The sequence below is a fragment of the Citromicrobium sp. JLT1363 genome (genome assembly GCF_000186705.1).
GTDB lineage: Bacteria > Pseudomonadota > Alphaproteobacteria > Sphingomonadales > Sphingomonadaceae > Alteriqipengyuania.
This window is the reverse complement of the sequence record NZ_AEUE01000004.1, coordinates 416,547-440,582: the sequence shown is the minus strand read 5'-3', so window position 1 is coordinate 440,582 and position 24,036 is coordinate 416,547. Positions and strand designations below refer to the sequence as shown.

Below are 24,036 nucleotides of genomic sequence, written 5' to 3'. Positions count from 1 at the left end.
ACTCGGGAAGTCCAGCGGTGTCAGAATTGCCCGGGCAGCCACAGCGAAAGCGCGGGGACGAAGCTGATAAGCAGCAACGCGGCGATCAGCGTGAGATAGAAAGGCCAGATCGTGCGGACAATCTGCGCGATCGGCAGCTTGCCCACCGCGGAACCGACGAACAGCACCGATCCGACCGGCGGCGTCACCAGTCCGATGCCCAGATTGATCATCAGGATGATACCGAAATGCACCGGGTCCACCCCGTTCGCCATTGCAACGGGCAGGAAGATCGGGGTCGTGATCACGATCAGCGGGGCCATGTCCATGAAGGTGCCGAGAATCAGCAGCATGATGTTGATGACCAGCAGGGTCATGAGCGGATTATCCGTCATCACGCCGATCAGCGCGGCGAGCGCAGCAGGCACCTCCAGCAACGCGAGCGCAAAGCCGAATGCGGTCGCGGCTGCGATGATGAACAGGACCAGCGCGGTCGTGCGGACCGATTTCTGCGCTGCCTCCCACGTGCCGCGCCACCCCAGATTGCGATAGACCAGCGATCCCACGATGATGGTGTAGATCACCGCAATGGCGGAGCTTTCGGTCGGCGTGAAAATCCCGGACAGAATGCCGCCCATGATGATGACGCCGGTCATAAGGCCGGGCAAGGCGTATAGCGCCGCGCGGGTAAAGGCCCCCCAGCCGGGGAAATGGCCGCGCGGAAGATTGCGCTTTCTCGCCACCAGCCACGCGGTCAGCATCAGCATGGAGCCGGTCATCAGTCCGGGGACGATCCCTGCGAGAAACAGGTCGCCGATGGAAACGCCGATGCCCGACGCGGCGGCGTAGATGATCATGTTGTGCGATGGCGGGATCAGCAGGCCGACTATGGCGGCAGTGACGGTGACGTTGACCGAATAGTCCCGGTCGTAGCCCTTCTCGTCCATCAGCGGCACCATCGTGGAGCCGATCGCGCTGGCGCTGGCGATAGCCGAGCCGGACACCGCTCCGAACATCATGCTTGCGCCCACGTCCACCAGGCCAAGGCCACCTCGTACCCGGCCGAAAGCCGCATCGGCGACACGCACCAACCGTTCGGCGATCCCGGCGCGGTACATCAGGTCCCCGGCGAAGATGAAGAACGGAATCGCCATCAGCGTGAACACGCTGATGCCCGCCGCCATGCGCTGAACCGCAACGATCAGGGGGATGTCGGCAACCATGAAGGTCGTCAGCGCCGCGCCGAACAGCGCGAAGGCCACCGGCACGCCCAGCGCGAGCATGACGAACAGGACGAGGAAGAGGACGATTATTTCCATCAGTTCGCCCCTCTCTCGGACATTCTTACGCGGATACGCGCGAGGGAGAACAGCGAGATGAGCAGCCCCGCGAAGGGGATCACCACATAGGCCCACGCCCGGCTGATCCCCAACGAAGGGATGACATGTACGCGCACATCCCAGGCGAGCATGACGCCATAGACCAGCAAAACGAGCCCCATAACTGCGACCAGCGCATGAATGCCGATCCGCAGCCGGCGCCGGTTGTCTTCGTTGAAGCGCAGCTCGAGGATTTCGATGCGGATATGAAACCGCTCCCACACGCCCGCCGCCGCGGCGAGGAACACGTACCAGATCATCAGCAGCAGCGATGCCTGTTCGGTCCAGCTGGGGGAGGATTGCAGGACGTAGCGGCCGAATACCTGCCAGCCGATAATCGCTGTCGTCGCCAGCAGACCGAGGGCGCCGAGCTTGACCAGCAGATCCGCTACGCGATCGGATAGCGCGTTGTTCATCGGCTTGCGCCCCTTGCGGAAAGAATGCGTTCGACCAAGGCGCGCTGCCGGTCGGTGGTCAGCGAAGCCTCCCACATGCCGGTCATCGCTTCGGCGAAAGGCGCCGGATCGACTTCGTTCACCTCGACCCCGGAGGACAGGATGATCGCACGGCTCTTCTCGACCTGTTCGTCCCAAAGCTGGCGCATGTAGGGCACCGAATCACGCGCGGCCTGTCGTATCGTCGCCTGGTCGTCGGCAGACATGTCGTCCCAAGTAGCCTTCGACATGACGAAAACCTCGGGTGCAAGGAGGTGGCGGGTCAGGCTGTAGTAGCGCGCAACCTCGAAATGGCGGCCGTTTTCGAAACTGGGCCAGTTGTTTTCCGCCCCGTCGATCACCCCTTGCGCGAGGCTCTGATACACCTCGTCCAGCGGCATGGGCACGGCATCGGCGCCGAGCGAGCGGACCATGTCGATATACAGATCGGAACCGGGCACGCGCAGCTTGAGCCCTTTCATGTCCCCGGGGGTGCGGATGGGGCCGCGCGTGTTGTAGAAACTGCGCGCGCCCGAATCGTAGAAGCAAAGACCAATCAGCCCGTGCCGTTCGAGCGAGGCGAGGATTTCCTCACCGATCGGCCCGTCGACCACGCGCCGCATATGTGCGGTGCTCTCGAAGATGAACGGCAGGCCAGCAACGATGGTCAGCGGTTCGATGGAATTGAGCGGCGCCAGGTTGACGCGATTGAAGTCGATCCCGCCGAAAGTGGTGATCTCCAGCGTATCGCGCTCGTTACCCAGCTGCCCGCCTGCGTAGATTCGCAGGTCCAGACGCCCGCCGGTCCGCTCCCGCAGCAGGTCTCCGAAATGGCGCACGCCCTCTACCGTCGGATAGCCGACGGGATGCGTATCGACCGAGGTCAGCAGGCCCGGCCCGAGCCGCCGGGCACAGCCGGACAGCACGGCGCCGCTTGCCACCATTCCGGCGAGCACTGCGCGGCGGGATATCAGGGAATTCACGTGGCTTTCGCTTTGACCAGCTTGAGTTCGAAGCTGCCGAACGCGTCGAAATCGAGCAAGGCCTGCGCACCAGGCGCCGCCTCGTGCACGCCCGTTATCGCGCCGGAGGATACGAAGGTGCCTTCGGACAGGGGGAACCCGCGTTCGGCGGAGAGACGGCGCAGGAAGGCCAGCGATGCGAGCGCATTTTCGCGGAAGTCCGGTAGCGTCTTCATCGCAATGCACTCGCCATCAATGTGCGTGGTAACCTTGGCCGCCCCATCGATGGTACGCCAGTCGGCGATTTCGGGGCCGATCAATAGCCCATTATTATTTCCGAAGTCGCTGATGACGGCGGTCGGTCCGTAATCGTTGATCCTGGGGATCGGGCTGCTGGCGATTTCCGCACCGATGTACAGACGGTCCTCCTCATCCGTACGACCGAGACGAAACACGAATTCCGGTTCGATGGCGGCAAACCCGCCATCGAACACCGGCATGTCCGCGCACCCGTCCTGCTCGACCGTGCGAACCGAGCGGGCAAAGATGGGCCCGGCAAGATATCTCTCGTCGAACCGATCGAGATAGGCGGCCGGCACGCCGCCGACCTTCCAGCCGACGACATCGTCGTCCCAATCGGCAATCGACTGCGCTTGCAGCAGATATGCTTCATCGAGACTGTCGGGCAGGCCCTCCGGCGGCCCGGAGAGGGCGTGTGCATTCGCCCTCGCCCGGACCAGCCTTGCCGAGATCTCGCGATGCCCGGCTGGGAGAACGTCCCTTTGTGCGACCCTTGTCATTCCCTCCGTAACCCCGGTCAGAATCGGCCGCGCAGGCCAAGGAAGTAGCGACGACCCGAGAAATCGGACTGCGCCAGGCTGTCACGCGTCGGGCGATAAAGCAGGTTCGGCTCGTCCAGGATGTTGAGAACCTGGAAGCGCACCTCGACATTCCTGGTCAGGTCATAGCTCGTCGAGAAATCGAGGAAGCCCTGCTCGGCGGCGAAGCGGTTCGATGTGCTGCGATAGGGCTTGAAGTAGCGCGAACGCCACTTGTAGGCGAGGCGCGCATTGAACGGGCCCGTCTCGTAGAACATCGTGGCGTTCAGCGAATGCTTGGAATAGCCCGGCAGGTTCGCATTCTCGATGAAGACCGCCAGCGTCTCTCCATTCCGGCCGATCGTGGGATCGGGGAACTCGAAGTTGGAGTCGGCGAAATTGTAGCTCGCCTGGAAACCGAGGCCGAAATCGAACTTGTGCTGGGCCGTAAGTTCGAAGCCGAAGATGCGGCTCTTGTCGTCCGAATTGACCGTGCGGGCGATCTGAACGTCGGTCGGCGTGCCATCGACCACGACAGAGATCGTACTCACATCCGTGTCGAACCCGGTCTGCAGACTCTTGTAATAGGCCGCCAGCGAGATGGCGGTCGTATCTGCGGCATACCATTCGAGCGATATGTCGCCGTTCCAGCTCTTGAGCGGTTCGAGGTACGGGCTGCCCGCAGCAGAAATTGCCTGCCCCACGTCCTGCGCGCCCGATTCATCCGAGATGGAGAGGGCCGCACTCATCGCTTCCGGATCGGGCCTGGCGATGGCTTTGTAGACCGCAAGCCGCAGCAATAGGTCGGGATTGAGCTCGAGCCCCAGATTAGCGCTCGGCAGGACGTTCCAGAAATCGTTGGTCTCCGTGTTCACGGTGGCCGGCCCAACGGGCGTGATGTCGATCTCTCCCGGATCGTCACCCGGCGAGGTTTCCAGATCGCGGCTGATACCCAGCGACGTGATGTTCGTCTTGATTACGCGCGCCCCGATATCGCCGAACGCAGGCAGGCCGAACAGCTCCGTCTGCAGGTTGGCCTGGATATAACCCGCCCAGGTTTCCTCGGTAACGTCCGTATCGTCGGGGCTGAGCGTGGAGCCCAGCGGAAGCCCCGCGTCGGGGTCGCCGGTGAGGGCAAGGAACAGCTGCCTCGGGTCCCACGAAGCGAAGGTGAGCCCCCGCATCGGAGTGTCTGCCCCCGCATAGAGGTCCTCCACCGGGAAGGGCTGCCGTGCGGCAATCGCCTCATCCGAGAAGATGCCGTTTACCAGCGCAATCGGGTTGGTGCTGTCGTCGGAACTGCGGTCGATTCCGTCGTCCCGGACGCGATGGCGGTCTGCATAGCGGACACCCGCCTGGATCGACGAGAGTGCGCCGTCGAGTTCGTACTTCCCGTCGAGGCGGAACGACAGGATATCATCGTCCACATTCTCCTGCCGGCGGCGGACCCGAAGAGCGTTGGTGTATTGATCGTAATTGTTGAGATCGAACGGTGCGCCAATCCGGTTTTCGACTGCGGTCGTATCCAGGAAGGTAAGCGCCGGGACCTCGACGTCGCGGAAATCGAGCCGGTAATCGACGCGGTCCTGCGTGCGGATACGCATGTCCAGCTCGTCGCGACGGCGCTGGGTCTGCGAATATCCGGCATCGGCCGCCAAGGTCAGGCGATCGCCGACCTCGAACTCCACATTCGCACCCAGCCCGAGATACTCCTCGCTCTGCTCCTGGCGGAACGGGTTAATCTCGATCCGGCTGTTGCCGGTATAGGCCAGCAGCGCCCCCCGATCGCTCACCTCGATCGGGCTGATGCGACGGCGGCCATCGGAAATGATGAGATTCTGGCGGTCCTCGCTATCGTCGCGGTACGAATATTGTGCGTCGATATTGATATCGAGACCGGGCGATTTCCACTGGACCGCACCCATCAGGGCATCGCGGTCGGATTGCGTCTCAAGCGCGCGATATATGTACTGGTTGGAAACGAAGTACTGGTCGGCGGAACCGCTGGCCGTGAAATCGCAGTTCGATCCGCCATCCTGCGCATAGTCCGTGTTGCACACGCTGTAGGTGGAACTGCTGGTGAAGACATCCTCGGGCGCCGTGTCCCGCCGGATCTGTCCGCCCAGGGCAATGCCGAGTTCACCGTCGCCCATGTCCCACTGATCGACGAACGATCCGGTTACGCGGAAGCTGTAGGGATCGCCGTCGACCACGCGATCTTCGTAATCGCTGTATCCCGCGAGACCCTGAATCTGCACCCGGCTCTTCCCGTAATCGACGGGCCGCAGCGTCTGCAGCTCGATAATGCCGGACACACCGCCTTCGATGAACTGCGCCTGCTGCGACTTGTAGACGATCGCGCCGCTGATCAGTTCGGACGGAAACTGTCCGTAGTTCACATCGCGTCCGTCGCTGCCCGAGGTCACTTCGCGCCCGTTGAGGACCGACGAACCCAGGAACGCGCCGAGGCCGCGAACCGACAGCTCCGAGGCGCCGCCCTTGAAGCGATCCGACGTCACGCCCACGATGCGTTCCAGCGTCTCGGCAACCGAAAGGTCGGGGAGATCGCCCACATCCTCGCCCACGATCGCATCGCCGATCACACTCAGGTCGCGCTTCGTCTCGAGCGAGTTTTCGATCGTACGGGCTATGTCACCCACCACCACGATGGTGTTCGGGTCCTGCAGCGCCTCTTCGACCACATCCGCATCCTCGTCCGGATCGGTTTCCTGCGCCATGGCGTGGGCAGGCGCGAATGCCAGGGCGGATACCAGCAACGCAGCTTTCAGGCTCTGGCCTGCGCGAAGTCGACGCGAATCGACAGACTCCATCTGGTGACGCATGTTTTCTCCCTCTCCTGTTATTCCTCGCCACATCGCCTGTGACGAGGGATGTCATTTTTGACACCGGTTACCCAATTAATTGACACCGGTGGAATTCGAGGTCAATACCCTTTCAAAAGATAACCGGAGAGAGGCGCCCTGATGAGTTACAAATCGCTGTTCTTAATAGGCTTTTCCGCATCGCTCGCTGTATCGGCCATGCCGATCGCGGCCCTTGCGCAGGAGAGTTCGGCGGAGGTGCCGACAATTTTGCAACAGCAGGACGGCACGCCATCCGTCTACCTGCCCGACTTCTCCTACGCCGGTTACGATTACGGCCTCTCCCCCCTGCCGCAGATCGATACCGCGATCGACGTTGCCGACTTCGGTGCAATCCCCGACGACGGGATCGACGACAGTGCCGCGCTCAAGGCGGCGCTGGCTGCGGCGCATGCTGCGGACGGCCCGATCCGGGTGCAGTTGGGGGCCGGTCGCTACCAGCTGACAGAGATTCTCTGGATCGAGCGCAGCGGTATCGTGCTCGCCGGAACCGGAAGCGGTAAAGGTGGGACCGAACTGTTCATGCCCCGCCCGCTGAACCAGGTCGACGATGGCGGCGCACTGGACGAGCTGCGCGAATATCTTGTCCGATTCGACAAGCGCGAAAGGCAGAAGAACGCCAATCTCGACGTGCTTTTCTCCGAATGGAGCTGGAGCGGCGGCTTCATCTGGACCCGTGTCCCGGGCGGGCGTCATGCGACCTATCTGGAAGAATACGACCGGCCGATAGAGACCGTGGCTGAGATAGCGTCGGGCCGTATGGGCGAGCGCGTGATCGAGGTGCCCGAGGCAGCCGCCCTCTCGGTCGGCGACGTATTCCAGATTCACTGGCACAACCGCGCGGGCAAGGACGGGCCGCTGGTGGCCTCGCTCTACGGCGAGGACCGCGAGGATCTTCCGATTGGTGACCGTCACTGGACCCTGCCCGATCGCCCCCTGGTTCGCCAGGCCACCCGGATCGAGGCTATCGACGGCACCCGCGTCACCATCGCCGATCCACTGCTGCACGATATCGGCGCCGAACTGCCCGCCTATTTCGCGAAGTGGGAGCATCTGACCGAGGTCGGCATCCAGGACATGGCGCTGGTCTTTCCCGAGAACCCCGATTTCGGCCACCACAACGAAGCGGGCTTCAACGGTATCTATTTCACCGGCGTCCATAATGGCTGGATCAGCAATCTGCGGATCGACAATGCCGACAGCGGTGTTCTGACCGACGATCTGTCCGCAGTGACCATCGCGGATGTGACCACCCAAGGGGAACATATGGCGCACTACGCCGTGCACATCGGCAACGTTCACAATGTGCTGGTGACCGGCAATGAAGTGCGTAACCCCACGGTCCACACGTTCAGCTTCAACACCCAGGCGACCCGATCTGTCTACCACCGCAGCACCGGCTGGGAGCAACCCACGCTCGACCAGCATGCAGGTTCGAACCACCAGAACCTCTACGATCAGCTGAAGGTGCATATCCGGCCCGATCCGGCGCGCGATGGTATTGCTGCAACCTACGACTTGTTCCGCGCCGGCGGTGCCGGATACTGGCGCCCCGGGCACGGTCGGTTCAACACGGTCTGGAACCTCGACGTCGTCGTCGATGGCGGGACAGAACCCGGGGAAAAGGTGGTCATTCTTGAAGATAGCGGGGGGCCGGACGCACGCGTGATCGGCCTGCATGGCAATCGTCCGCTTGAACTGGACTACACGCCCACGCCCTATGTCGAACTGAACGGTTCGCGCCTGCTATCCACCCCTTCGCTCTACGATTGGCAGTTGGCCCGTCGCAAACCTTGAGAGGGACAGCCACCCGCAGGCGGATTGGAATTCCAGCGGGAACGGGCAGTGGATGCATCCAGGTCGATGAAGTCGACCCCCACTGAAAGGATCCTTCGTCTCCTGGTTTCCGAATACTCGGTGAGCAGCCCATGCTCTATCTTGGGCGGCGGCGGCTTTCTCCGGAAGTCAGCCGCCCCTAACCATCCGTACGCAGGGGGCCGATCTCGCTTTCGAAGCTGTAGAGCGACTGGATATCCGGGCTCTGTGTACCCACCGCCATCGGGCAGGTCTTGCCGCGGATCACCGCCACATCGAACAGTTCCTCGATCGCGCCGACCAGCTTGATGAATTCCACGATCGATCCGGAGCGCGTGTCGACGACCAGCACACCGCACCACGGCTCGCCATCGCGGCGCTTGATCTCATCATCCAGCGCGAGCCCGTCGAAGCCATTCTTGCGCGGCTTGGATACCGTCACGAACGCGTAGTGGCCCGCGAAGGAAAGGCCGCGGAGGAAGCCGGGACAAAAGGCGACATCGGTTTTCTCGCCAGTCTCGCGGTCCACCTTGATCAGGTAGCCGCGCCCGGAGTCGAGCGCCCACAACTGGCCATCATGGACGCGCGGGGAATGTGGCATGGAAAGCTGGTCCGTCACGATACGATCGTTCTCGACATCGATCAGCACTCCGCCTTCGTGACGGCGTTCGCGCCATCCGCTGACCACGTCGCTCTGGCTCACGGCAGAAACGTAGCGCGGATAGCCGTCTTCCATCGCCATGCCGTTGAGGTGGCACCGGTCTTCCGGCGCGAGCTGGGTGATGAACTCGGGCTTCCATAGCGGCTTGAACCCGAAGCGCGGGCTCAGCGTGGCGAGGCAGGAGAACTTCGTGTTGACGAAGATGCAGCGCCCTCGCGCGTCGACCGCCAGCTCGTGAATGTCGATATCGCCAGTGGTCTGCGCATTGCGCGGCACATAAAGCGCATCGAATGCCTTGTTCGCCCGTTCATTGGGCTGGAGCGTGTTTTCGAGCCGCCAGACCTGGTACAACCCGCCCAGGTAAAGTCGGTCGCGCCCCGCATGGATACCCATCGCGCGCTGGAAAGCCTGCTGATGCAGCGAGACTTTCCCATCAGGCAGCAGCCCGACCAGGAACAGCCTTCCCGACTGGTAGGACGTGAATGCGATCGAGCATTTCATCTGGCCGAGCCATCGCGCGAAACCGCGCGACAGCTCGATCCGGGTATCCGCAGCTGCTGCGCCCTCAGGCGCAGCATCCGCAGGTTTGGCGTTATTTTCTTCTGTCACGCGCTATCCGTCGTCTCGTTCAGAACTTCAGGCTCAGGCCGCCGCGACCGGCACCCCCGCTCACGTCACCGAACAGCAACTCACCTTCGGCGAAGATCGAGAAGCGATCGCTGATCTCCAGCGTCAGCCCCGCCTCGCCGCGCCCGTACAGCGCCGGCACCTCGTCCGCCAGAGTGATGGACTGCGTGCCAGAAGTGAAGGCGATGCCATTGTCACCGGCCAGTTCCTTTTCCGCAAACACACCGACATGCGGGACGATGGAGACCTTGCCCGTTTCGAACCGGGCGCCGGTGCGTGCACCGGCATGCGCTCGCAGACTCTCGGCAGAGTCGAACGCGAACCCTGCGTTGGTGAAGTGCAGCGCAGGAATGTCTGCGCTCACCCAGTTGATCCCTGCCACCGGCTCGACAAAGAAGGTCTCGCCGCCCAGCCGGGCTCCGGCTTCGAGCGCGAACCCTAGCGCGGTCGTATCGAAGTCGGCCTGCTCGCCAACGCTCTGCAACGCCAGGTCGACATCGGCGAAGTCCGCCTTGACCAGCGCATCGAGGAACACCGCCCCGTTGCTCCAGCCCCCGTGCAGGCCGATATTGAAGCTTTCAACCCGGTAGCTATTGCCGGTCTGGGCGAAGGTGCTTTCGTTGCTGCCGAAGCCGAAGGTGACACCGAAGCGAGCCTTCGAACCGGCGTAGGTGATCCCGCCCTGCCCGCCGCGATGGGAAGCCTCGGTCGTCAGCGTTTCGGCATACTCGGCGCCATCGAAAGTGACCTGGTATTCCTGCGGGTCGCGATCTCGGCTGCCGTCGAAATACTGTACCCAGCTTGAGATACCAGACTGCGACCCTGCGCGCGCCTGCGCGTTCTGCTTCGCCCATGCATCGGTGCTCTGATGCCACGCGTCGGTAATGGTCTCGCCGAGCCGGACGGGTTCGAACACTTCGACATCGGGCGCCATCGCCACAGCGAGCCCGCCTTGGGCGAAGGACAGGCGGTAATTGAGGAAGCCTGCATCTTCCGCCCCGTCATCGATCACGAAGGCATCCGTGTCCACATCGCCGGTGAAGACGATCAGGTCCGCCGTGCTGTCGAGCGTCAGGCCTTGCGCACCCTGGAAGACGAGCTGCGTGGTTCCGGTGACGTCGCCCAAGACGAGCTGGTCGCTGTCGTCCCCCGACAGGTCGAACGAGATGGTGCTGCCCTCGACGCCGTTGAAGACGAGGTTGGACAGGTCCAGCCGATCGTCGCCGTTGCCCGCCGCGAAGACGATGGCACCGCTGTTGTCCAGCCGATCGAGCCCATCGAACAGCACGTCACCCTGAACGACGATGCTGCCGCTGTTGGACATCAGATCGTTGCCAGTGCCGAAATAGCTCGTGCCATTCGCGAAGAACGTGCCTGCGATGTCGAAGTTGCTGCCGCGATCGTCTAGCCGGACCCGGCCATACAGCGCACCGCCTCCAGCGATGGTGATATTGGTCGCCGGCACGGCAGCTTCGGCGGCCGGCGCATTGGCCATGGTGCCGATAGGGATGCCAGGGCCGCCGGGGATGGGAGGATTGGGGCCGACGGGCCCTTCGTCCGGATCTTCGGCCACATAAGGTTCGACCACGATGGCAAAGCCGTCTGGCGAGCTGCGCAAGGCGCCGCCAGCTGCCACGGTGACGGACGTTTCGCCATTCCCGATCAGGTTTATGCCAGCGCCATCCTGCGCCAGCACGTCGCCCGCCACTGTGGCAGCGATCGAGCCGCCGGTCTGGTTGCGCAGGCGCAGTGCATCGGCACCCGCACCGCTCGTCTGGACCGAGCCGACGGTAACCTGCTGATCCGCGACCGACCATTCATCGCCCTGCAGATCGATCCACAGGCCGTGCGCGCCCTCTCCGCTGGTCGTCACGCTACCCGCTTCGACCACGATATCGCCGAAGGATGCAGCCACCTCGATACCGATCGATGCGGGCCCGGCGGGCGCTTCACCGCTTCCGCCGCCATAATAGCCGGAACCGTTCGGCAATGGCAGTCCGGGGCCGATGGGCCCGCCGCCGCCGCCGTAATAGTCGCCCGGTTCGAACACGTAGCTGTCGCCAGTCGTCTCGACCGAATTGACCTTGACGGTCACCGGGCCAACGCCGGTAGCGACGATGCCCTGCGCGGAATCGCCGGTGGTCGTGACATCGCCCGCTTCGATGGTGATGCCCTCCACTTCCAAACCATCCAGAGGAACGGAGGCGGGTACTGCCACACCTTCCGCCTGGATCCCGACGCTGTAATCGCCCGCGGTTTCCACCGATCCGATCACCAGGTTCGCGCCGATGACGCTTTTCGAAACCACCCCGTTGCTGCGCGCGCCGCTGGTCGTGATGCTGCCCACCTCGACGCGATGCGATCCGACGAGGGAGACGAGGTTCATGCCATCGCTATAATCGCCGACCGTCTCGATCGACCCGCCGGTGATTTCTGCGGTGGTAAAGGTATAGAAATAGGGCTCGAAGCCGGACTCGAGCCTGACGCCCGTGGCGCCCGAACCTTCGGTGCGTATCGAATTGAACGCGACGTCGGTGCTGCCAAAGAACTGCCCAACGCTGATCCCGCGTCCGTAATTCGCGCGGGTAACGATGTCACCCGCCGTGACGGATATCTCCGCATCGAGATAGCGCGTATCAAGCGCGCCAGAAACGCTGATCCCGGAGCCCGCATCGATCTTGCCCACGGAAACGGTCGCGCTGGTTCGCGTGCTCACGTTAAGGCCGTTCCCCGAACCCGTGGCACCCTCCCAACTGCCGACAAAGCCGGTGACATAGATGCTGTCGATCGCGACATCGATATGGCCCTGCGCGGTGAGGTCCACGCCCCAGGTGGCATAGACATCCTCCGCCTCCACGACGATCTCGCCCGCCCGCATCGTGATGCCACCGCTATCGGCCGTGGCGAACACGGCGGCGGGGGCGATGGAGCCGAGGCCATCGAGCGCCGCGACCTCGCCCCCCGCCACCCGGAGCGAGCCCAGGTCGAACACTATGTCGCCCTCAAGAGCATTCAGCCTGAGGCCGGCAGCGCCGTCGCTGTCGACCGAAACGTCATCTGCAGCGAGGCGCAGATCACCCGATACCGCGACCAGCTCGACGCCGACCGAGTGGCGCTCGGACGTTATGTCGACAGTGCCGAGCTGAAGATCGATACCCTGATCGGCCTCCACCAGGATACCGGTGGACTGGTTGCCAGTGGCGGTAATGCTGTCGATGGAACCGGTCAGGTCGCCACCGACGAGAGCGACGACGCCGTAGCTGCCCTCTCCTTCGATCATCACCGACCCGACATCCAGCGCCGCATCGGTGCCGGCACCACCTTTCCAGATCAACAGGCCTTCCGACCCGTCGCCGGCGGTTGTGATGCTGTCGATCGATGCTTCAATGTCGCCCTGCGAATTGATCTCGACCCCGGTTGAGTCTTCACCCTGCGTCATGACGTCACCCGCCACCAGGCGGGTGCTGCCGCCGCTGATCAGATGAATGGCCTGCGCGTTGTCACCAGCCGTCGAAACGCTCCCGGTTTCCACATCGACACGCCCGCTCTCGCTCTCGACTAGGATCGCGGTCAGATCGTCTCCCAGCGTGGTGACAGAACCATTGCGCAAGGTGGCGGCGCCCTCGTTCGTCAGGATTTCGACTCCGTTGGCGCCGTTGCCCGATGTGCTCACGGCGGAGACCTCCACATCAGCGGCGAGGTTGGCGGCAACCGAAATGCCGGTCGCCCCGTCTCCCAGCGTACTGACGCTGCCGAGAAATGCGGACAGATCGTAGTCCCGGCTGAGCGCGCGAACGCCCACCGCATCTTCGCCGCTGGTGGAAACGGTCTCGCTCTCGAGGACCAGCGAGCCCAGCGCTTCGAGATCAAACGCAGTGGCGCCATCGCCGGTGGTGACCACCGAGGTGTTGTAGACCTGCATGTTGCCCGCGTCGGCCCGGGCACGGATGCCGATCGCTTCGTCGCCAGAGGTCTCGACGCTGGTGGCATTGATCAGGGCGGCCCCGCGCGCGGCAACATCGATACCGATCGACCGGTCGCCTGCGGTGACGACTTCGTTGCTTTCCACCTGCGCCATCTGAGACGCGATCGAGATCCCGGTCGCATCGTCACCGCCAGTATGGACAGAGTTGCTGTCCACCACGGCGAAATAGTCGGCTTCGGCCAGGATACCCGTCGAACCATCGCCATGGGTGACGACATTCTGGCTCTGGACTACGGCATCGAGTGAGTCCGCGACGGCATGGATGCCGATCGAGCTGTTACCGAAGGTCTCCACAGAAACCGCACCGGCATTCGCCGTGCCTACCGAATAGTCGCCATAGCCGTAGGGCGACGTCACCGTCCGACCTTCGGAATGGACGTACAGGCCGGTCGAGCCATCGCCGTGCGTAACCACCTCGTCGAAATCGGCGCTGGCATCCCCCTTGGCCTCGACCCACGCGCCCGTGGAATTGTCGCCGTAGGTCTCGATATCGCCGCCGACGACCTGTGCGTCGCCACCGTTCGAATCCAGCAGCAGCGCGGGCGTATCGACCTCGTCGATCACGATTGAGCCTACACCGATGAAGATATCCTCGTCTTGCACCACGACCACCGGCTCGTCGGATACAACGGCGGGATCGACAATCGGATCTTCCTGGGCACCGGCGAGCGCAGAAGCACCGGCCATGCTGTTTTGCTGGGCCGTTACGGCCGCTTGCTGCGCAACGGCGGGCGCGGACAGCATTATTGCAGTGCACCCCATGGCGGTGGCCAGCAGACGGGTCCGCAGGCTGGCGGCTCCGGGCACGACATTTACGGCGGCGGGGGTGGTATATGCAGGCACTTGAACGTCCTTCCTCAATCAACTCGGGTTCCGCGATCGGGCACTTGCACTGCTGTGCGAGCATTGGCGCGACCCTGCGCGTGTATTTGCGACCGGCGATCCCTCCCGGTCGCGCTCGGGAAAATGGCAAAACACCTGTGGCGGGCTGCGCCTCCCATGCACCCGAAACGCAAAGGCTTCCGTTCTCGGGCACCGTCTAGAAACATGTGGCAGCGCAACACGGCCAGCGGCTTTGCAACGAATGACCGATCAGATGCCATGAACGTCGGGAGGGCCGGATGGCCGATGAAGGAAGGAGCGCTATGGATGACGAGATGAAGTTCGGCCTGATCCCTCCGCCAGAGCGCATGAAACGCTCGGTCTGGCCTCCGGCGATAATCGCCATCCTTCTGGTCTGGGGCTTCTACTTCGTGACCAAGACCGCCATCGGCCTCGTCCTGACAGATGGCTGGCGCTATCTCGACCAGCGCTTCGTGGTAATGGCCTTCGGCATCGCACTGTCTCTTCTGATCGTCGTGATCATGGAGAAGACCTGGAACTGGCCCGTCTGGGCGAAGATCATCCTGATCATCGTCCTGTCATGCGTAATCGCCGTGCCCTACGCAGCCTTCAACTGGCTGCTGCTGTTCTACCTCGAAGGCGATCTCGACCAGTGGCTGCTGACCATGCTGGCGAGCTGGAGCCAGAGTGCGCACTGGTTCCTATCGATCACGATGGTGATCGTCGCCGCGCAATATGCCACGTCGCTGCTGTCTCGCGAAGAGCGGATGAACGCGATGGAAAGCGCCGCACGCACCATGGAACTGCGCGCGCTGCGCTATCAGGTGAACCCGCATTTCCTGTTCAACGTGCTCAACTCGGTCGCTGCGCTGGTCAGCGATAACGAGCGCGAGCGGGCACAGACGATGCTGAGCAACCTCGCCGCCTATTACCGCAATTCTATTACGATCGACCCGCTCGCGGATATTTCCTTGAGCGAAGAGATCGCGGCGCAGCAGCTCTATATCAATATCGAAAAGGTGCGTTTCCCGGACAGGCTGGAGGTCGCGATCGACATACCTGCAGAGCTCAAGGACCTGCGCGTGCCCAGTCTGATCCTGCAACCGATCGTAGAGAATAGCGTGAAGCACTCGGTTGCCTCGTCCTCCAGCACGGTCACACTGTCGATCATCGCGCGGAAGGAGGGAGGATCGCTTGCATTGACCGTGCGCGATGTTCTGGACGATGGCGATGCGCGCAAGCGAGCGGCATCGGCAGGCACGAACACCGGACTGCGCAACGTACGCGCGCGGCTGCGCTCCCGCTTCGGTGACGATGCGAGCGTCCGCGCCACGCCGACCGCGACCGGCCACGAAACCGTAATCACCTTCCCCGTCCAGTTCCCGTGACTCAGCCCGCAGACCCTCTTTCGATCTGCATCGTCGATGACGAGCCGCTAGCCCACCGCAGGCTGCGCCAGCTTCTCGACGATGTTCCCGAAGCACGAATCGTTGCCGATGCCAGGGATGGTAGAGTGGTGCCCCAGATCGTCAGCGCACATCGGCCCGACCTGTTACTGCTCGACATCGAGATGCCGCATGTCGACGGTTTCGACGTTATCGAGGCCCTTCAGGGCACCGCCGACGCCGCGCGTCCGCCGCTCATCATCTTTACGACGGCCTTCCCGGATTTCGCTGCGCAGGCTTACGAGACGGGGGCTATCGATTTCCTCACCAAACCGGTTCAGCCGGAACGCCTGGCGATTGCGCTGGATCGCGCCCGCAACGCGCTGATCGCTCGCGATGCGCTGACGCGGCTCGAACTCCTGCAATCGCGCCTCGACGGACTGCGGCGCGATCGCGCTGCCATTGCGCCGGAAGACCCCATCTGGGTGTCTCATCGCGGCGACATGATACGCGTTCTCCCAAGCGAGATCGAACAGATCACCGCCGAAGGAGAATATGTGAGCCTGCACGTCGGCGACCATCGCTATCTTCATCGCGGCGTCATTTCGCGCTTTCTGGAAGACATAAGCGACCCCGACCTTGTCCGGGTGCATCGATCCCATGCGGTGCGGCGCACATGCATCGAGCGCACCTCGCGCAACAAATGGGGCGCACCGCTCCTCCACCTGAGCAATAGGGCGATAATCCCGGTCGGGCGCAAGTACCTCGACGTGATGAAGAGCCTTTGAAACCGGAGCGGGTCCGTTGGGCCCGACGCAAGTTCTCGCACGCCCGCGCCCCATCCGCGCGAAGGCTCTCCAGCCTAGCCAGACAGAAGCGGTCCGAAGCATTCGGCCGATCCCAGAAATCGGAAAATGGTAGCGGAGGAGGGAAATATAGGGAGCGTATAACATGCTGATTTACCTAATCAACTTTTTGAATCACCTTGCAAATACCCCCATCAATACCCCCAGAATCGGACAGATGAGATAAAGCGCCTTTGGCAAACGATGACATGTAATTCGTAGTGACAGGTGAAAGGAGCGTCGGCCGTTTTCGGGCCGATCAGAAGGCGAAACGCCAGGTCATGAACCATCCGCCCGATCGTACAGCGAGGACATGTCATGGTCTGGCATGGACGGCATATTGTGGCCCGCATGCGGATCGGGTGTGTCGCTAGGCTTCGCATTCATCGGCGGGGGAGTGGCCGCAGGTGACGGCGCTACTACCGGAGTGCTCGCCGGTCGGTCTGGTTGCCTACCGGCAGTCACAGCTTCATCCGACCGGTTCGTGTTGGCCTCTCCAGCGGGAGAGGCAGCGTTGTCTCTTTCGCCTTCGCCAGGACCTGTGCTCTCGGTCGGCGGGGCCGTATACAGTGGCAAGGCTTCAGCTTCTGATGAAGTGTCCTGCGTCTGATCACATGCAGCGAGCCCTAGCCCCAGTGCCGCCGCAGCAAGGGGGGCAACAAACCCGTTCCGATTCGATCTGCGCATCATTCTATCCTTCAAAGCCAGGAGATACCAAGATGATTGGCACCGTGCGCAAGCTCGCCGCCCAGAAATCCCTGCACCAGCACTAGAGCGGCCATGGCAAAGATTGCGGCGCGAAGCGCGGTCCGGCTCGCGGAAGCACGGCTCGCCAGATAGGCCATCGCCAGACCGAGGACCGCGATCAGCATCCCGTTCCATCGATGGACCTGCATGACGGCATCGCCGCCGAACCAAAGGCCGGTGTGGATCCATCCGAACAGGACTGCGACGACTGCGCCGATTGCTCCGCCGTGGACGAGTACGCGCACCGCGCTCTCAAGCCCTGCATCTTTCCGGCGCATGACGAACAACTCGGTGGCAGCAGCCATGAGAAACAGGGCGATCGGGAAGTGGATGGTCGCCGGATGCAGTTTTTTCAGGGCGGCGATGACGCCGGAATCGCCCTCATCAGCATGGCCACCAGCCTCGTCATGGCCTCCACTTGCTTCGTCGTGCGCGGCTGAGGGCTCGCCGACCGCTCCGCCGTCGCCCATCTGCGCCATGGCCGCCTGGTCATGCGCATCGCCATTCGCGGCGGCAGGCGCGGCGCTCGTCTCTTCGCCATGCTTTTCGTCGCCATGAGCCTGAACTGGTCCGACGAAGAGCAAGCTGGCAGCTACAATAGCCATGAATTGCATTCGTTTCATTCTCTACGGGTTCCGGTCTTGGCGATGGTCGTGCGACCTATTGTGTCTGTAATGCTCTGCGAACCCTCATCTCTTGCCGTGATGGAGCGCGGTGATCCTCGGCGCGTGAGGGTCCAAATTTAACTCATGAGGGGGTTGGGTCTCTTGCCAATATCAGAGCCTTGTTAAGAGGGCGGCCAGCTTTAAGCACGAGCAAGAGCCCGGCTACCATCTCCTAACCGTCTTGCGCCATGTTCTGGTGAGCCGCCATCTGCTTCATCATATCGTGCATCATCATCATGCGCTGGTGACAGGCCGCCATCATATCGGCGTTGTCCCCCTGCATCATGCCCGCCATGTGTTCCTGCATCGCTGTGCGGTGCTCGGCCATCAGCCTTTGGCGTTCGGCAGGATCGCTCGCCGCGTGGGCCTGCTGCATCAGCGCGCGCATTTCAGCCATCTTCTCGCGATGGGCAGCCATAGCGTCGGAATCCTGCATCGTGTGGCCAGCGTGATCCTGCTGCTGTGCCACAGCCTGAGCTCCGTGCTCATGCTGTTCCTGGGCCGTCGCCGGAGTGGCTGTCAGGCCAGTGGCGAGAATGAGAGCTAGAGCTGTCCGTTTCACAATCGATTTCCTTTCGTCGGTCATGCGATGGGTGCTGTGCGCATTCATTCTCTTTACGCAGCCAACATCTGTTCCCCTCAAACAATTTCCGCGCCCACCGGAGACGGCTGAGCCGATGGCACAGCCGGTTGCAGGAATGGTGTTTTTCGGTCACCCTTTTTGACCGAAGCCGGTCGAGATGAATGGGACAGATCATGGTGACAACAGAGCCGTCGGAGAAGCAGTCGTGAGCACGGTCAATGAGGACGGCAGCTGGGACATTCCGGAGCCCGATCATGCCGAGCTGGTGCAAATGCGCATTCGCCTCATAACTCTCGAGAACATAGTTCTCGGCCTTTTGTCCGGGGCCAGCGATGAACAGATCGACCAGATCAGAAAGCGTGCGGACATGATCGAACCACGCCCCGAGGCGAGCCGGCATCCGCTTACCGAACTGGCAGCAGGTGACATGCGTAAGTTTCTCGAACGCGCTGCTCGCATGGCCGAGGCGGAGGGCCGCGAAAACCATGACTGATCCAGGCTTTGGGGCAGCAAAGGCGCTATGCAGGACGTGGAAATCCGGCCCGCCGCTATTTCCTTGCGCACATCATTCCGGCGTATCCGCAGCATGACTAGAACTCATTGGCTCATCTTTGTTTGCGGGAGCCTGATCGCGTTCGTCTGGGAGATTTTCCAGATGCCGTTTTTCAAGCCGGGAAATCTCGAGCCTTATGAGCAGACCATTCGCTGCGGCATTGCAAGCCTAGGCGATGGCGTGATCCTGCTAACAGCTTATAGCCTTGCTGCATTGCGCGGCGGGCGCGCGTGGCTCTGGCAAGCCGCCAAAATGCCCTATGCGATCTATTTCGGCTTCGGGCTTGTCGTCGCCATCGCCGTCGAAATGATCGCCACATCGCTTCCGGCAGAAAGCTTCGTGAGCTGGCGCTACAGCGAGTTGATGCCGCACGAGCCAGTGACGGGGTTGGCGCTGATCCCGATCGCGATGTGGACGATCGTGCCTGCGCTCACGATCCTTCTGGTCCGCTTTGCCCGAGCCGAACCTGATTAAACTGGGAGCGGCTTCAGGGTGCGTTCGGCACATGTTTCGCCCGCCGCCTGATTCTGGGAAACCGGTTCGCAAGCAGGACAAAGCCCGAAACCGCGATAATCGTCCCGCCGATCCCGAACAATAGCAGCCACCAGCTGTTGATGCGGTCGCGCTGCGTCCAGTCCATGATATGCAGCCCCCAGACAAAATCGAACAGGCGCCAGGTGTCGCTGCGGGCAGCGAGCACCGAGCCACTCGATGCATCGATGTAGACGCGGGTATTGTCCTCATCGCCGTAGGTGATCTGCCACGCCGGAAACGGACCCCGGAATTCGGTCCCGACAGCATCTTCGATGAGGCGCGTGGTCGCTATGGTGGTTGGTGGCCCGGTCCAGGCATAGCGAGCGATGGCCTGTGCGCTTGCAGCGGGAAGAGGCGAAAGGAGAATGCCGCTGTCCGGGTCGCGGAGCGTGACGCTTCCATCGTCCCGGCGGACCTCGGTTACGGCCCTGCCGCCGACCGCGCGCGTCGCAAGGGAAACCACCCCCTCGCTGCTATCGAGCCAATGGGGCATGACAGCATCAGCGGGCAGGACCTCCGGCGCGCGCGAAACGACATGTTCGGACCGAACCTCTTCGATGTCGAGAAACGACATCAGCGCCCCGGTGATCATCCACAGGAGCACTTGGACGCCGACAAAGATCGCCAGCCATTTGTGAAGCTTGCTGCCCAGCACATGAAGACGCAGCTTGAAAGAGCGTGTCGCCAATCGGTGTTCCCCCGATCAGATCAGTTGTTACGCGGTGCGCGTGACGATGAATGGTACTGAACGATCTTCCAGCCATCTGCATCATGGGCGAGGACCGAGGTCGCAACCCCTTCGCGGTCGATTACGCGACCGTCGGCCAGTTCGATCCGATAGGTGTACGTTTCGCGGCCATACGCCATATGTCCCATCCGGGTGACTGCGAGCGTCGGTTCGCCGAAGGTGAAGCTGGTTATTGCATCGAGTTCCGGTCCCAGGTGATGCTCCATGTAATGCGTGAAGCTGCCTTCCGCCTTGCCGTTTTCGTAAATGAAGGATTCCTGGGCAAACAGCGCAGCCATGGCCTCTGCATCGCGCGACGTCAGGGCATCGCGATATGATGTCAGAATTGCTTCTGCCCCAGCAACGTCATCGTTCATCGCAGCCATATGCTCGGCATGGTTCATGCCCTGCTCCGTATGATCCATCGGCGTTGATACCGAATGTTCCGAATGCGCCGAATGGTCCATGGATTGTGCCAGGGCGGGAGTGCCCCCTGCAGCCAAGGCCAGGGCGACCGCGCTTAGAGATAGTCTCGTTCTCATTGTATATTTCCTTCACTTAAAACCAGAATCGCAAGCCCACGACGTAATTCATCACGCTGGGGTCTTCCCCTGCGGCGCGGGCAAAATCGGCGCCCTCACCGATCCGCCACTCCTGGGAGACGCCGACATAGGGCGCGAATTCGCGTGCGAACTCGTAGCGAAGACGCAGACCTGCCTCGATCCGGTCGAGGCCAGCGCCAATGCCGAGTTCGGGAATATCCTGAGCCGAAAGAGCGATTTCGGCTCGCGGCTGGAGGATCAGCCGCTGCGTGATGCGCTGATCAAGCTCGCCCTCAAAGCGCGCCGTTACATCGCCCTTGCTCGATACGAACGCCGCGACGTCGATCTCGAACTGGTAAGGGGCAATGCCCTGGACACCGATGACCGCATGGGTGCGCTCGGGCCCCGTCAGATCCTGACGGACACCGGCTTGGAAATCGAAGAAGGGTGCGATGGCGCGGCTCCAGAGCGCCTGGACCTCGGCGCCCTCGACGGGCTCACCGAAGCTGCCTTCACCCTCGGATTTGAACCAGAACTTGTCGATATCACCGCCATAATATCCCTGGATATCCCAAAGATATCCATCAGCTCCTTCGCGTGCGCGATACTCAAGGCGGTCGCCCTGAAACCAGAAGCGCATCCCGCCGTCGGTCTCACGGACAAGTTCGCGCCGCGCTTCGTTCATGGCTTCCTCGCCCCAGATCGCAACCGCCGCGCGCGCGGGACCGCTCCCAGCTTCGGGAGGAGGCGGCAGCAGCGGGATATCGTCGTTCGAGCCCATCTGCATCGCCGAATGGTCCATGCCCTGCATGTCCTGCGATCCCATCTGCCCATGGTTCATCTGGCTGTGATCCATCTGCCCATGGTCCATCGACGAGCTGCTGGCTTCCGCCTGCCCCATGTCGCCGCGGTTCATTTGCGAATGATCCATCGCGCCTTCGTCAGGCCTGCCCTGCGGCATCGAACCATGATCCATCGTCGAATGGTCCATCGCAACTTCAGGCTGGGCAGCGGGGCCGCAAGCCCCCTCTGCTACCGGATGCCCCATCGCGCGATGGCGCTCGGCTGCCGCCTCGCACTTTGTTTTGGCGTCAGCCTGCGCCTCGGCGCTCTGCTGCGGTTCCACTGGCGAGTGACCCGCATGCTGCGCCGCGGCGGGGGAGGCGAGAACCGAACCCGCGGCGGCCGAGGCAAGCAGGCTGATGATAGATATCTTCATGCGCCCTCTCCGGCAGGATTGGCAACCGTGACGATCTGAAACATCCCGGCATGCATGTGATAGAGAAGGTGGCAGTGGAAGGCCCAGTCGCCCGGCTCGTCCGCCGTCAGGTCGAACTGCGCGCTGCCACCCGGTTGCAGGATAACCGTGTGCTTCAGTGGTTGACGGTTTGGAGGTGCACCGTTGACCAGCTCGAAGAAGTGTCCGTGCAGATGGATCGGGTGTGCCATCATCGTGTCATTGATCAGCTTTACCCGCACGCGTTCATTATAGGCAAAGCGGATCGGCTCCTCGGAGACGGCGGAGAATTTCTTGCCGTCGAACGACCACATGTAGCGTTCCATGTTCCCGGTAAGATGGATTTCCATCCGGCGCGAAGGGCTTCGCGAGTCCTTGTTTGGTGTCAGCGCGCGCAGCTTGCGATAGTCGAGGGTACGGTGCGGGACATCGGCAAGGCCAATCCCGGGATCGCCCATCCGGTCGACCGGGTTCATCGACACCATGTCGATGCCCGGTCCGACCTTCACATCGGGAGGCAATAGCGAGGTATCGCGCATCTGCATGCCTCCCGCCATGCCAGCCATTCCGGTCATCTCCGCCGAACCGCCATCCATACCGGACATCCCGTCCGCGCCAGCCGCTCCGCTCGATCCGTGATCCATTCCGGCCATCCCGCCAGCGCCATGGTCCATGCCGGCCATACCAGCATCGCCGCCGGAGCCATGGTCCATACCGCTCATGCCCATATCGGCCATAGTGAGCAGCGGGGGATCGCGCAGCGGCGGGATGGCCGCACGCGCGCCGGGCGTGCTCGCCAGCGTTGCGATGCCCATACCTGACCGATCCATCGACTCCGCCATCAGCGTGTAAGCCTGCTGCTCACCCGGCGTCACCACGACGTCGTAGGTTTCCGCGACGCCGATCTGGAACTCGTCCACTTCGACCGGCTCGACGTTCTGCCCGTCGGCTTGAACCACGGTCATCGGCAGGCCGGGAATGCGAATATTGAAAAATGTCATGGCGCCGGCATTGATGAACCGAAGCCGCACACGCTCGCCCGGACGGAAAAGATATTCCAGATTGTCGAGCGGTCCATGACCGTTCAGCAGATATGTATAAGTTGCGCTCGACACATCGAGGATGTCGGTTGGCATCATGCGCATTCTGGCCCACATCCGGCGATCCTCGCCCGAGAGCGGATAGTCGTCGGTCCAGGTATTCTGGTTGTAGTTGAAGTAGCCTTCGCCCTTCTTGAGCTTGTCGAATATCGTGTGGGGCGACATTTCGCTGAACTCGCTCAGCACCACGATATATTCGCGGTCGGCCTGCACCGGATCGGGACCTGCGGGATCGACCACGATCGGACCATAATGACCGGCCTGTTCCTGCAGCCCGCTATGCGAATGCCACCAATAGGTGCCTGCCTGCCGCACGGGAAATTCCGCTGTGAAGGTCTCGCCCGGCTTCACGCCGGGAAAACTTACGCCCGGCACGCCATCGAGCTGGAACGGCACGAGCAGGCCATGCCAGTGGATCGAGGTGTCTTCCTCAAGCTGGTTATGGACGTTGAGGCGGACGGTGGTCCCTTCGCGCAGGCGAAGGAGTGGCCCAGGGATGCTGCCATTGACGGCAATCGCGCCGCCACGCCTGTTGCCGGTGGAGAAAGCCGAGCGCGCAACCGTCAGATCGATATTCGGTCCGGTCGCCTCATCGATACCTCGCCGGGCGGCCCCGGAGAGCAGATCTCCGCCTCGCGCCCAAGCGGGAACGGCACCGCCCAGGCCAAGCAGGCCCAGCCCGCTGGCACTTGTTCCAAGAAATTTTCGGCGATTGACGGCAGGCATAGGGGGC

Annotated in this window: 18 protein-coding genes; 5 read left to right on the top strand and 13 right to left on the bottom strand. The window is 62.4% G+C overall.

Annotation, left to right across the window (positions count from 1 at the left end; genetic code table 11):
* Nucleotides 1-20: 20 nt before the first annotated feature.
* From ADAD_RS0108970 to ADAD_RS0108950, 5 genes are read right to left on the bottom strand one after another with little or no spacing between them, the layout of a single operon-like run.
* Complete coding sequence (locus ADAD_RS0108970; protein ID WP_010412835.1) at nt 21-1,298, bottom strand: TRAP transporter large permease; 1,278 nt, start codon at nt 1,296-1,298, stop codon at nt 21-23.
* Nucleotides 1,298-1,774 (bottom strand): TRAP transporter small permease, encoded by a 477-nt coding sequence (locus tag ADAD_RS0108965; protein ID WP_010412832.1) that lies wholly within the window; start codon nt 1,772-1,774, stop codon nt 1,298-1,300. Before ADAD_RS0108965 ends, ADAD_RS0108970 begins: the two co-directional genes overlap by 1 nt.
* Entirely contained in the window at nt 1,771-2,775 is a 1,005-nt protein-coding gene (locus ADAD_RS0108960; RefSeq protein WP_202796491.1) for a TRAP transporter substrate-binding protein, read from the bottom strand. Before ADAD_RS0108960 ends, ADAD_RS0108965 begins: the two co-directional genes overlap by 4 nt.
* Nucleotides 2,772-3,554 (bottom strand): 2-keto-4-pentenoate hydratase, encoded by a 783-nt coding sequence (locus ADAD_RS15785; protein ID WP_010412827.1) that lies wholly within the window; start codon nt 3,552-3,554, stop codon nt 2,772-2,774. The genes ADAD_RS0108960 and ADAD_RS15785 overlap by 4 nt, the downstream gene beginning before the upstream one ends.
* 17 nt (nt 3,555-3,571) lie before the next feature.
* Nucleotides 3,572-6,415 (bottom strand): TonB-dependent receptor, encoded by a 2,844-nt coding sequence (locus tag ADAD_RS0108950; RefSeq protein ID WP_158005188.1) that lies wholly within the window; start codon nt 6,413-6,415, stop codon nt 3,572-3,574.
* 141 nt (nt 6,416-6,556) lie between these two features.
* On the opposite strand from ADAD_RS0108950, the gene ADAD_RS0108945 reads away from it, so the two are divergent.
* Nucleotides 6,557-8,251, top strand: coding sequence for a glycosyl hydrolase family 28-related protein (locus ADAD_RS0108945; RefSeq protein ID WP_029140037.1), 1,695 nt, complete (start codon nt 6,557-6,559; stop codon nt 8,249-8,251).
* Between the two features lie 178 nt (nt 8,252-8,429).
* On the opposite strand, the gene ADAD_RS0108940 is transcribed toward ADAD_RS0108945, so the two are convergent.
* Together ADAD_RS0108940 and ADAD_RS0108935 are read right to left on the bottom strand one after the other, a co-directional pair.
* On the bottom strand, nt 8,430-9,539 hold the full coding sequence (locus ADAD_RS0108940) for a TIGR03032 family protein (RefSeq protein ID WP_010412819.1): 1,110 nt from the start codon (nt 9,537-9,539) through the stop codon (nt 8,430-8,432).
* A gap of 19 nt (nt 9,540-9,558) precedes the next feature.
* Nucleotides 9,559-14,229 carry an autotransporter domain-containing protein gene (locus ADAD_RS0108935; RefSeq protein ID WP_158005187.1) on the bottom strand — a complete coding sequence of 1,557 codons (4,671 nt, stop codon included), beginning with the start codon at nt 14,227-14,229 and terminating at the stop codon, nt 9,559-9,561.
* A gap of 458 nt (nt 14,230-14,687) precedes the next feature.
* Here ADAD_RS0108935 and ADAD_RS16385 point away from each other — a divergent pair, with 458 nt between their 5' ends.
* On the top strand, nt 14,688-15,773 hold the full coding sequence (locus ADAD_RS16385; protein ID WP_010412814.1) for a sensor histidine kinase: 1,086 nt from the start codon (nt 14,688-14,690) through the stop codon (nt 15,771-15,773).
* Nucleotides 15,770-16,558: a LytR/AlgR family response regulator transcription factor gene (locus tag ADAD_RS0108925; RefSeq protein WP_010412812.1), complete on the top strand. Its 789-nt coding sequence runs from the start codon at nt 15,770-15,772 to the stop codon at nt 16,556-16,558. The genes ADAD_RS16385 and ADAD_RS0108925 overlap by 4 nt, the downstream gene beginning before the upstream one ends.
* 755 nt (nt 16,559-17,313) lie before the next feature.
* On the opposite strand, the gene ADAD_RS0108920 is transcribed toward ADAD_RS0108925, so the two are convergent.
* Both ADAD_RS0108920 and ADAD_RS0108915 read right to left on the bottom strand, forming a co-directional pair.
* Complete coding sequence (locus tag ADAD_RS0108920; protein ID WP_029140036.1) at nt 17,314-17,985, bottom strand: DUF2231 domain-containing protein; 672 nt, start codon at nt 17,983-17,985, stop codon at nt 17,314-17,316.
* 214 nt (nt 17,986-18,199) lie between these two features.
* Nucleotides 18,200-18,613 carry a hypothetical protein gene (locus tag ADAD_RS0108915; protein ID WP_225982098.1) on the bottom strand — a complete coding sequence of 138 codons (414 nt, stop codon included), beginning with the start codon at nt 18,611-18,613 and terminating at the stop codon, nt 18,200-18,202.
* A 202-nt stretch (nt 18,614-18,815) separates the two neighbouring features.
* On the opposite strand from ADAD_RS0108915, the gene ADAD_RS0108910 reads away from it, so the two are divergent.
* Together ADAD_RS0108910 and ADAD_RS0108905 are read left to right on the top strand one after the other, a co-directional pair.
* Nucleotides 18,816-19,103: a hypothetical protein gene (locus ADAD_RS0108910; RefSeq protein ID WP_033193304.1), complete on the top strand. Its 288-nt coding sequence runs from the start codon at nt 18,816-18,818 to the stop codon at nt 19,101-19,103.
* A 27-nt stretch (nt 19,104-19,130) separates the two neighbouring features.
* Nucleotides 19,131-19,637: a hypothetical protein gene (locus tag ADAD_RS0108905; RefSeq protein ID WP_225982097.1), complete on the top strand. Its 507-nt coding sequence runs from the start codon at nt 19,131-19,133 to the stop codon at nt 19,635-19,637.
* Between the two features lie 13 nt (nt 19,638-19,650).
* Here the strand turns inward: ADAD_RS0108905 and ADAD_RS0108900 are convergent, their stop codons facing one another.
* The 4 genes from ADAD_RS0108900 to ADAD_RS0108885 all read right to left on the bottom strand — a co-directional run bounded on the left by ADAD_RS0108900 (nt 19,651) and on the right by ADAD_RS0108885 (nt 24,029).
* On the bottom strand, nt 19,651-20,385 hold the full coding sequence (locus tag ADAD_RS0108900) for a PepSY domain-containing protein (RefSeq protein ID WP_029140033.1): 735 nt from the start codon (nt 20,383-20,385) through the stop codon (nt 19,651-19,653).
* Nucleotides 20,386-20,405: 20 nt separating this feature from the next.
* Nucleotides 20,406-20,891: a YybH family protein gene (locus ADAD_RS0108895; protein WP_010412795.1), complete on the bottom strand. Its 486-nt coding sequence runs from the start codon at nt 20,889-20,891 to the stop codon at nt 20,406-20,408.
* A gap of 91 nt (nt 20,892-20,982) precedes the next feature.
* Nucleotides 20,983-22,185 carry a copper resistance protein B gene (locus ADAD_RS0108890; RefSeq protein ID WP_010412792.1) on the bottom strand — a complete coding sequence of 401 codons (1,203 nt, stop codon included), beginning with the start codon at nt 22,183-22,185 and terminating at the stop codon, nt 20,983-20,985.
* Nucleotides 22,182-24,029, bottom strand: a complete 1,848-nt coding sequence (locus ADAD_RS0108885) for a copper resistance system multicopper oxidase (RefSeq protein ID WP_010412790.1) — start codon at nt 24,027-24,029, stop codon at nt 22,182-22,184. The genes ADAD_RS0108890 and ADAD_RS0108885 overlap by 4 nt, the downstream gene beginning before the upstream one ends.
* Nucleotides 24,030-24,036: the final 7 nt, after the last annotated feature.

What these genes read in the sequence shown, in the direction of transcription:
- ADAD_RS0108950 (WP_158005188.1), bottom strand. Translation starts at nt 6,415, where the DNA reads ATGCGTCACCAGATGGAGTCTGTCGATTCGCGTCGACTTCGCGCAGGC.
- ADAD_RS16385 (WP_010412814.1), top strand. Translation starts at nt 14,688, where the DNA reads ATGGATGACGAGATGAAGTTCGGCCTGATCCCTCCGCCAGAGCGCATG.
- ADAD_RS0108905 (WP_225982097.1), top strand. Translation starts at nt 19,131, where the DNA reads ATGCAGGACGTGGAAATCCGGCCCGCCGCTATTTCCTTGCGCACATCA.
- ADAD_RS0108935 (WP_158005187.1), bottom strand. Translation starts at nt 14,229, where the DNA reads ATGGCCGGTGCTTCTGCGCTCGCCGGTGCCCAGGAAGATCCGATTGTC.
- ADAD_RS0108890 (WP_010412792.1), bottom strand. Translation starts at nt 22,185, where the DNA reads ATGAAGATATCTATCATCAGCCTGCTTGCCTCGGCCGCCGCGGGTTCG.
- ADAD_RS0108970 (WP_010412835.1), bottom strand. Translation starts at nt 1,298, where the DNA reads ATGGAAATAATCGTCCTCTTCCTCGTCCTGTTCGTCATGCTCGCGCTG.
- ADAD_RS0108885 (WP_010412790.1), bottom strand. Translation starts at nt 24,029, where the DNA reads ATGCCTGCCGTCAATCGCCGAAAATTTCTTGGAACAAGTGCCAGCGGG.
- ADAD_RS0108915 (WP_225982098.1), bottom strand. Translation starts at nt 18,613, where the DNA reads ATGACCGACGAAAGGAAATCGATTGTGAAACGGACAGCTCTAGCTCTC.
- ADAD_RS15785 (WP_010412827.1), bottom strand. Translation starts at nt 3,554, where the DNA reads ATGACAAGGGTCGCACAAAGGGACGTTCTCCCAGCCGGGCATCGCGAG.
- ADAD_RS0108945 (WP_029140037.1), top strand. Translation starts at nt 6,557, where the DNA reads ATGAGTTACAAATCGCTGTTCTTAATAGGCTTTTCCGCATCGCTCGCT.
- ADAD_RS0108920 (WP_029140036.1), bottom strand. Translation starts at nt 17,985, where the DNA reads ATGAAACGAATGCAATTCATGGCTATTGTAGCTGCCAGCTTGCTCTTC.
- ADAD_RS0108895 (WP_010412795.1), bottom strand. Translation starts at nt 20,891, where the DNA reads ATGGACCATTCGGCGCATTCGGAACATTCGGTATCAACGCCGATGGAT.
- ADAD_RS0108965 (WP_010412832.1), bottom strand. Translation starts at nt 1,774, where the DNA reads ATGAACAACGCGCTATCCGATCGCGTAGCGGATCTGCTGGTCAAGCTC.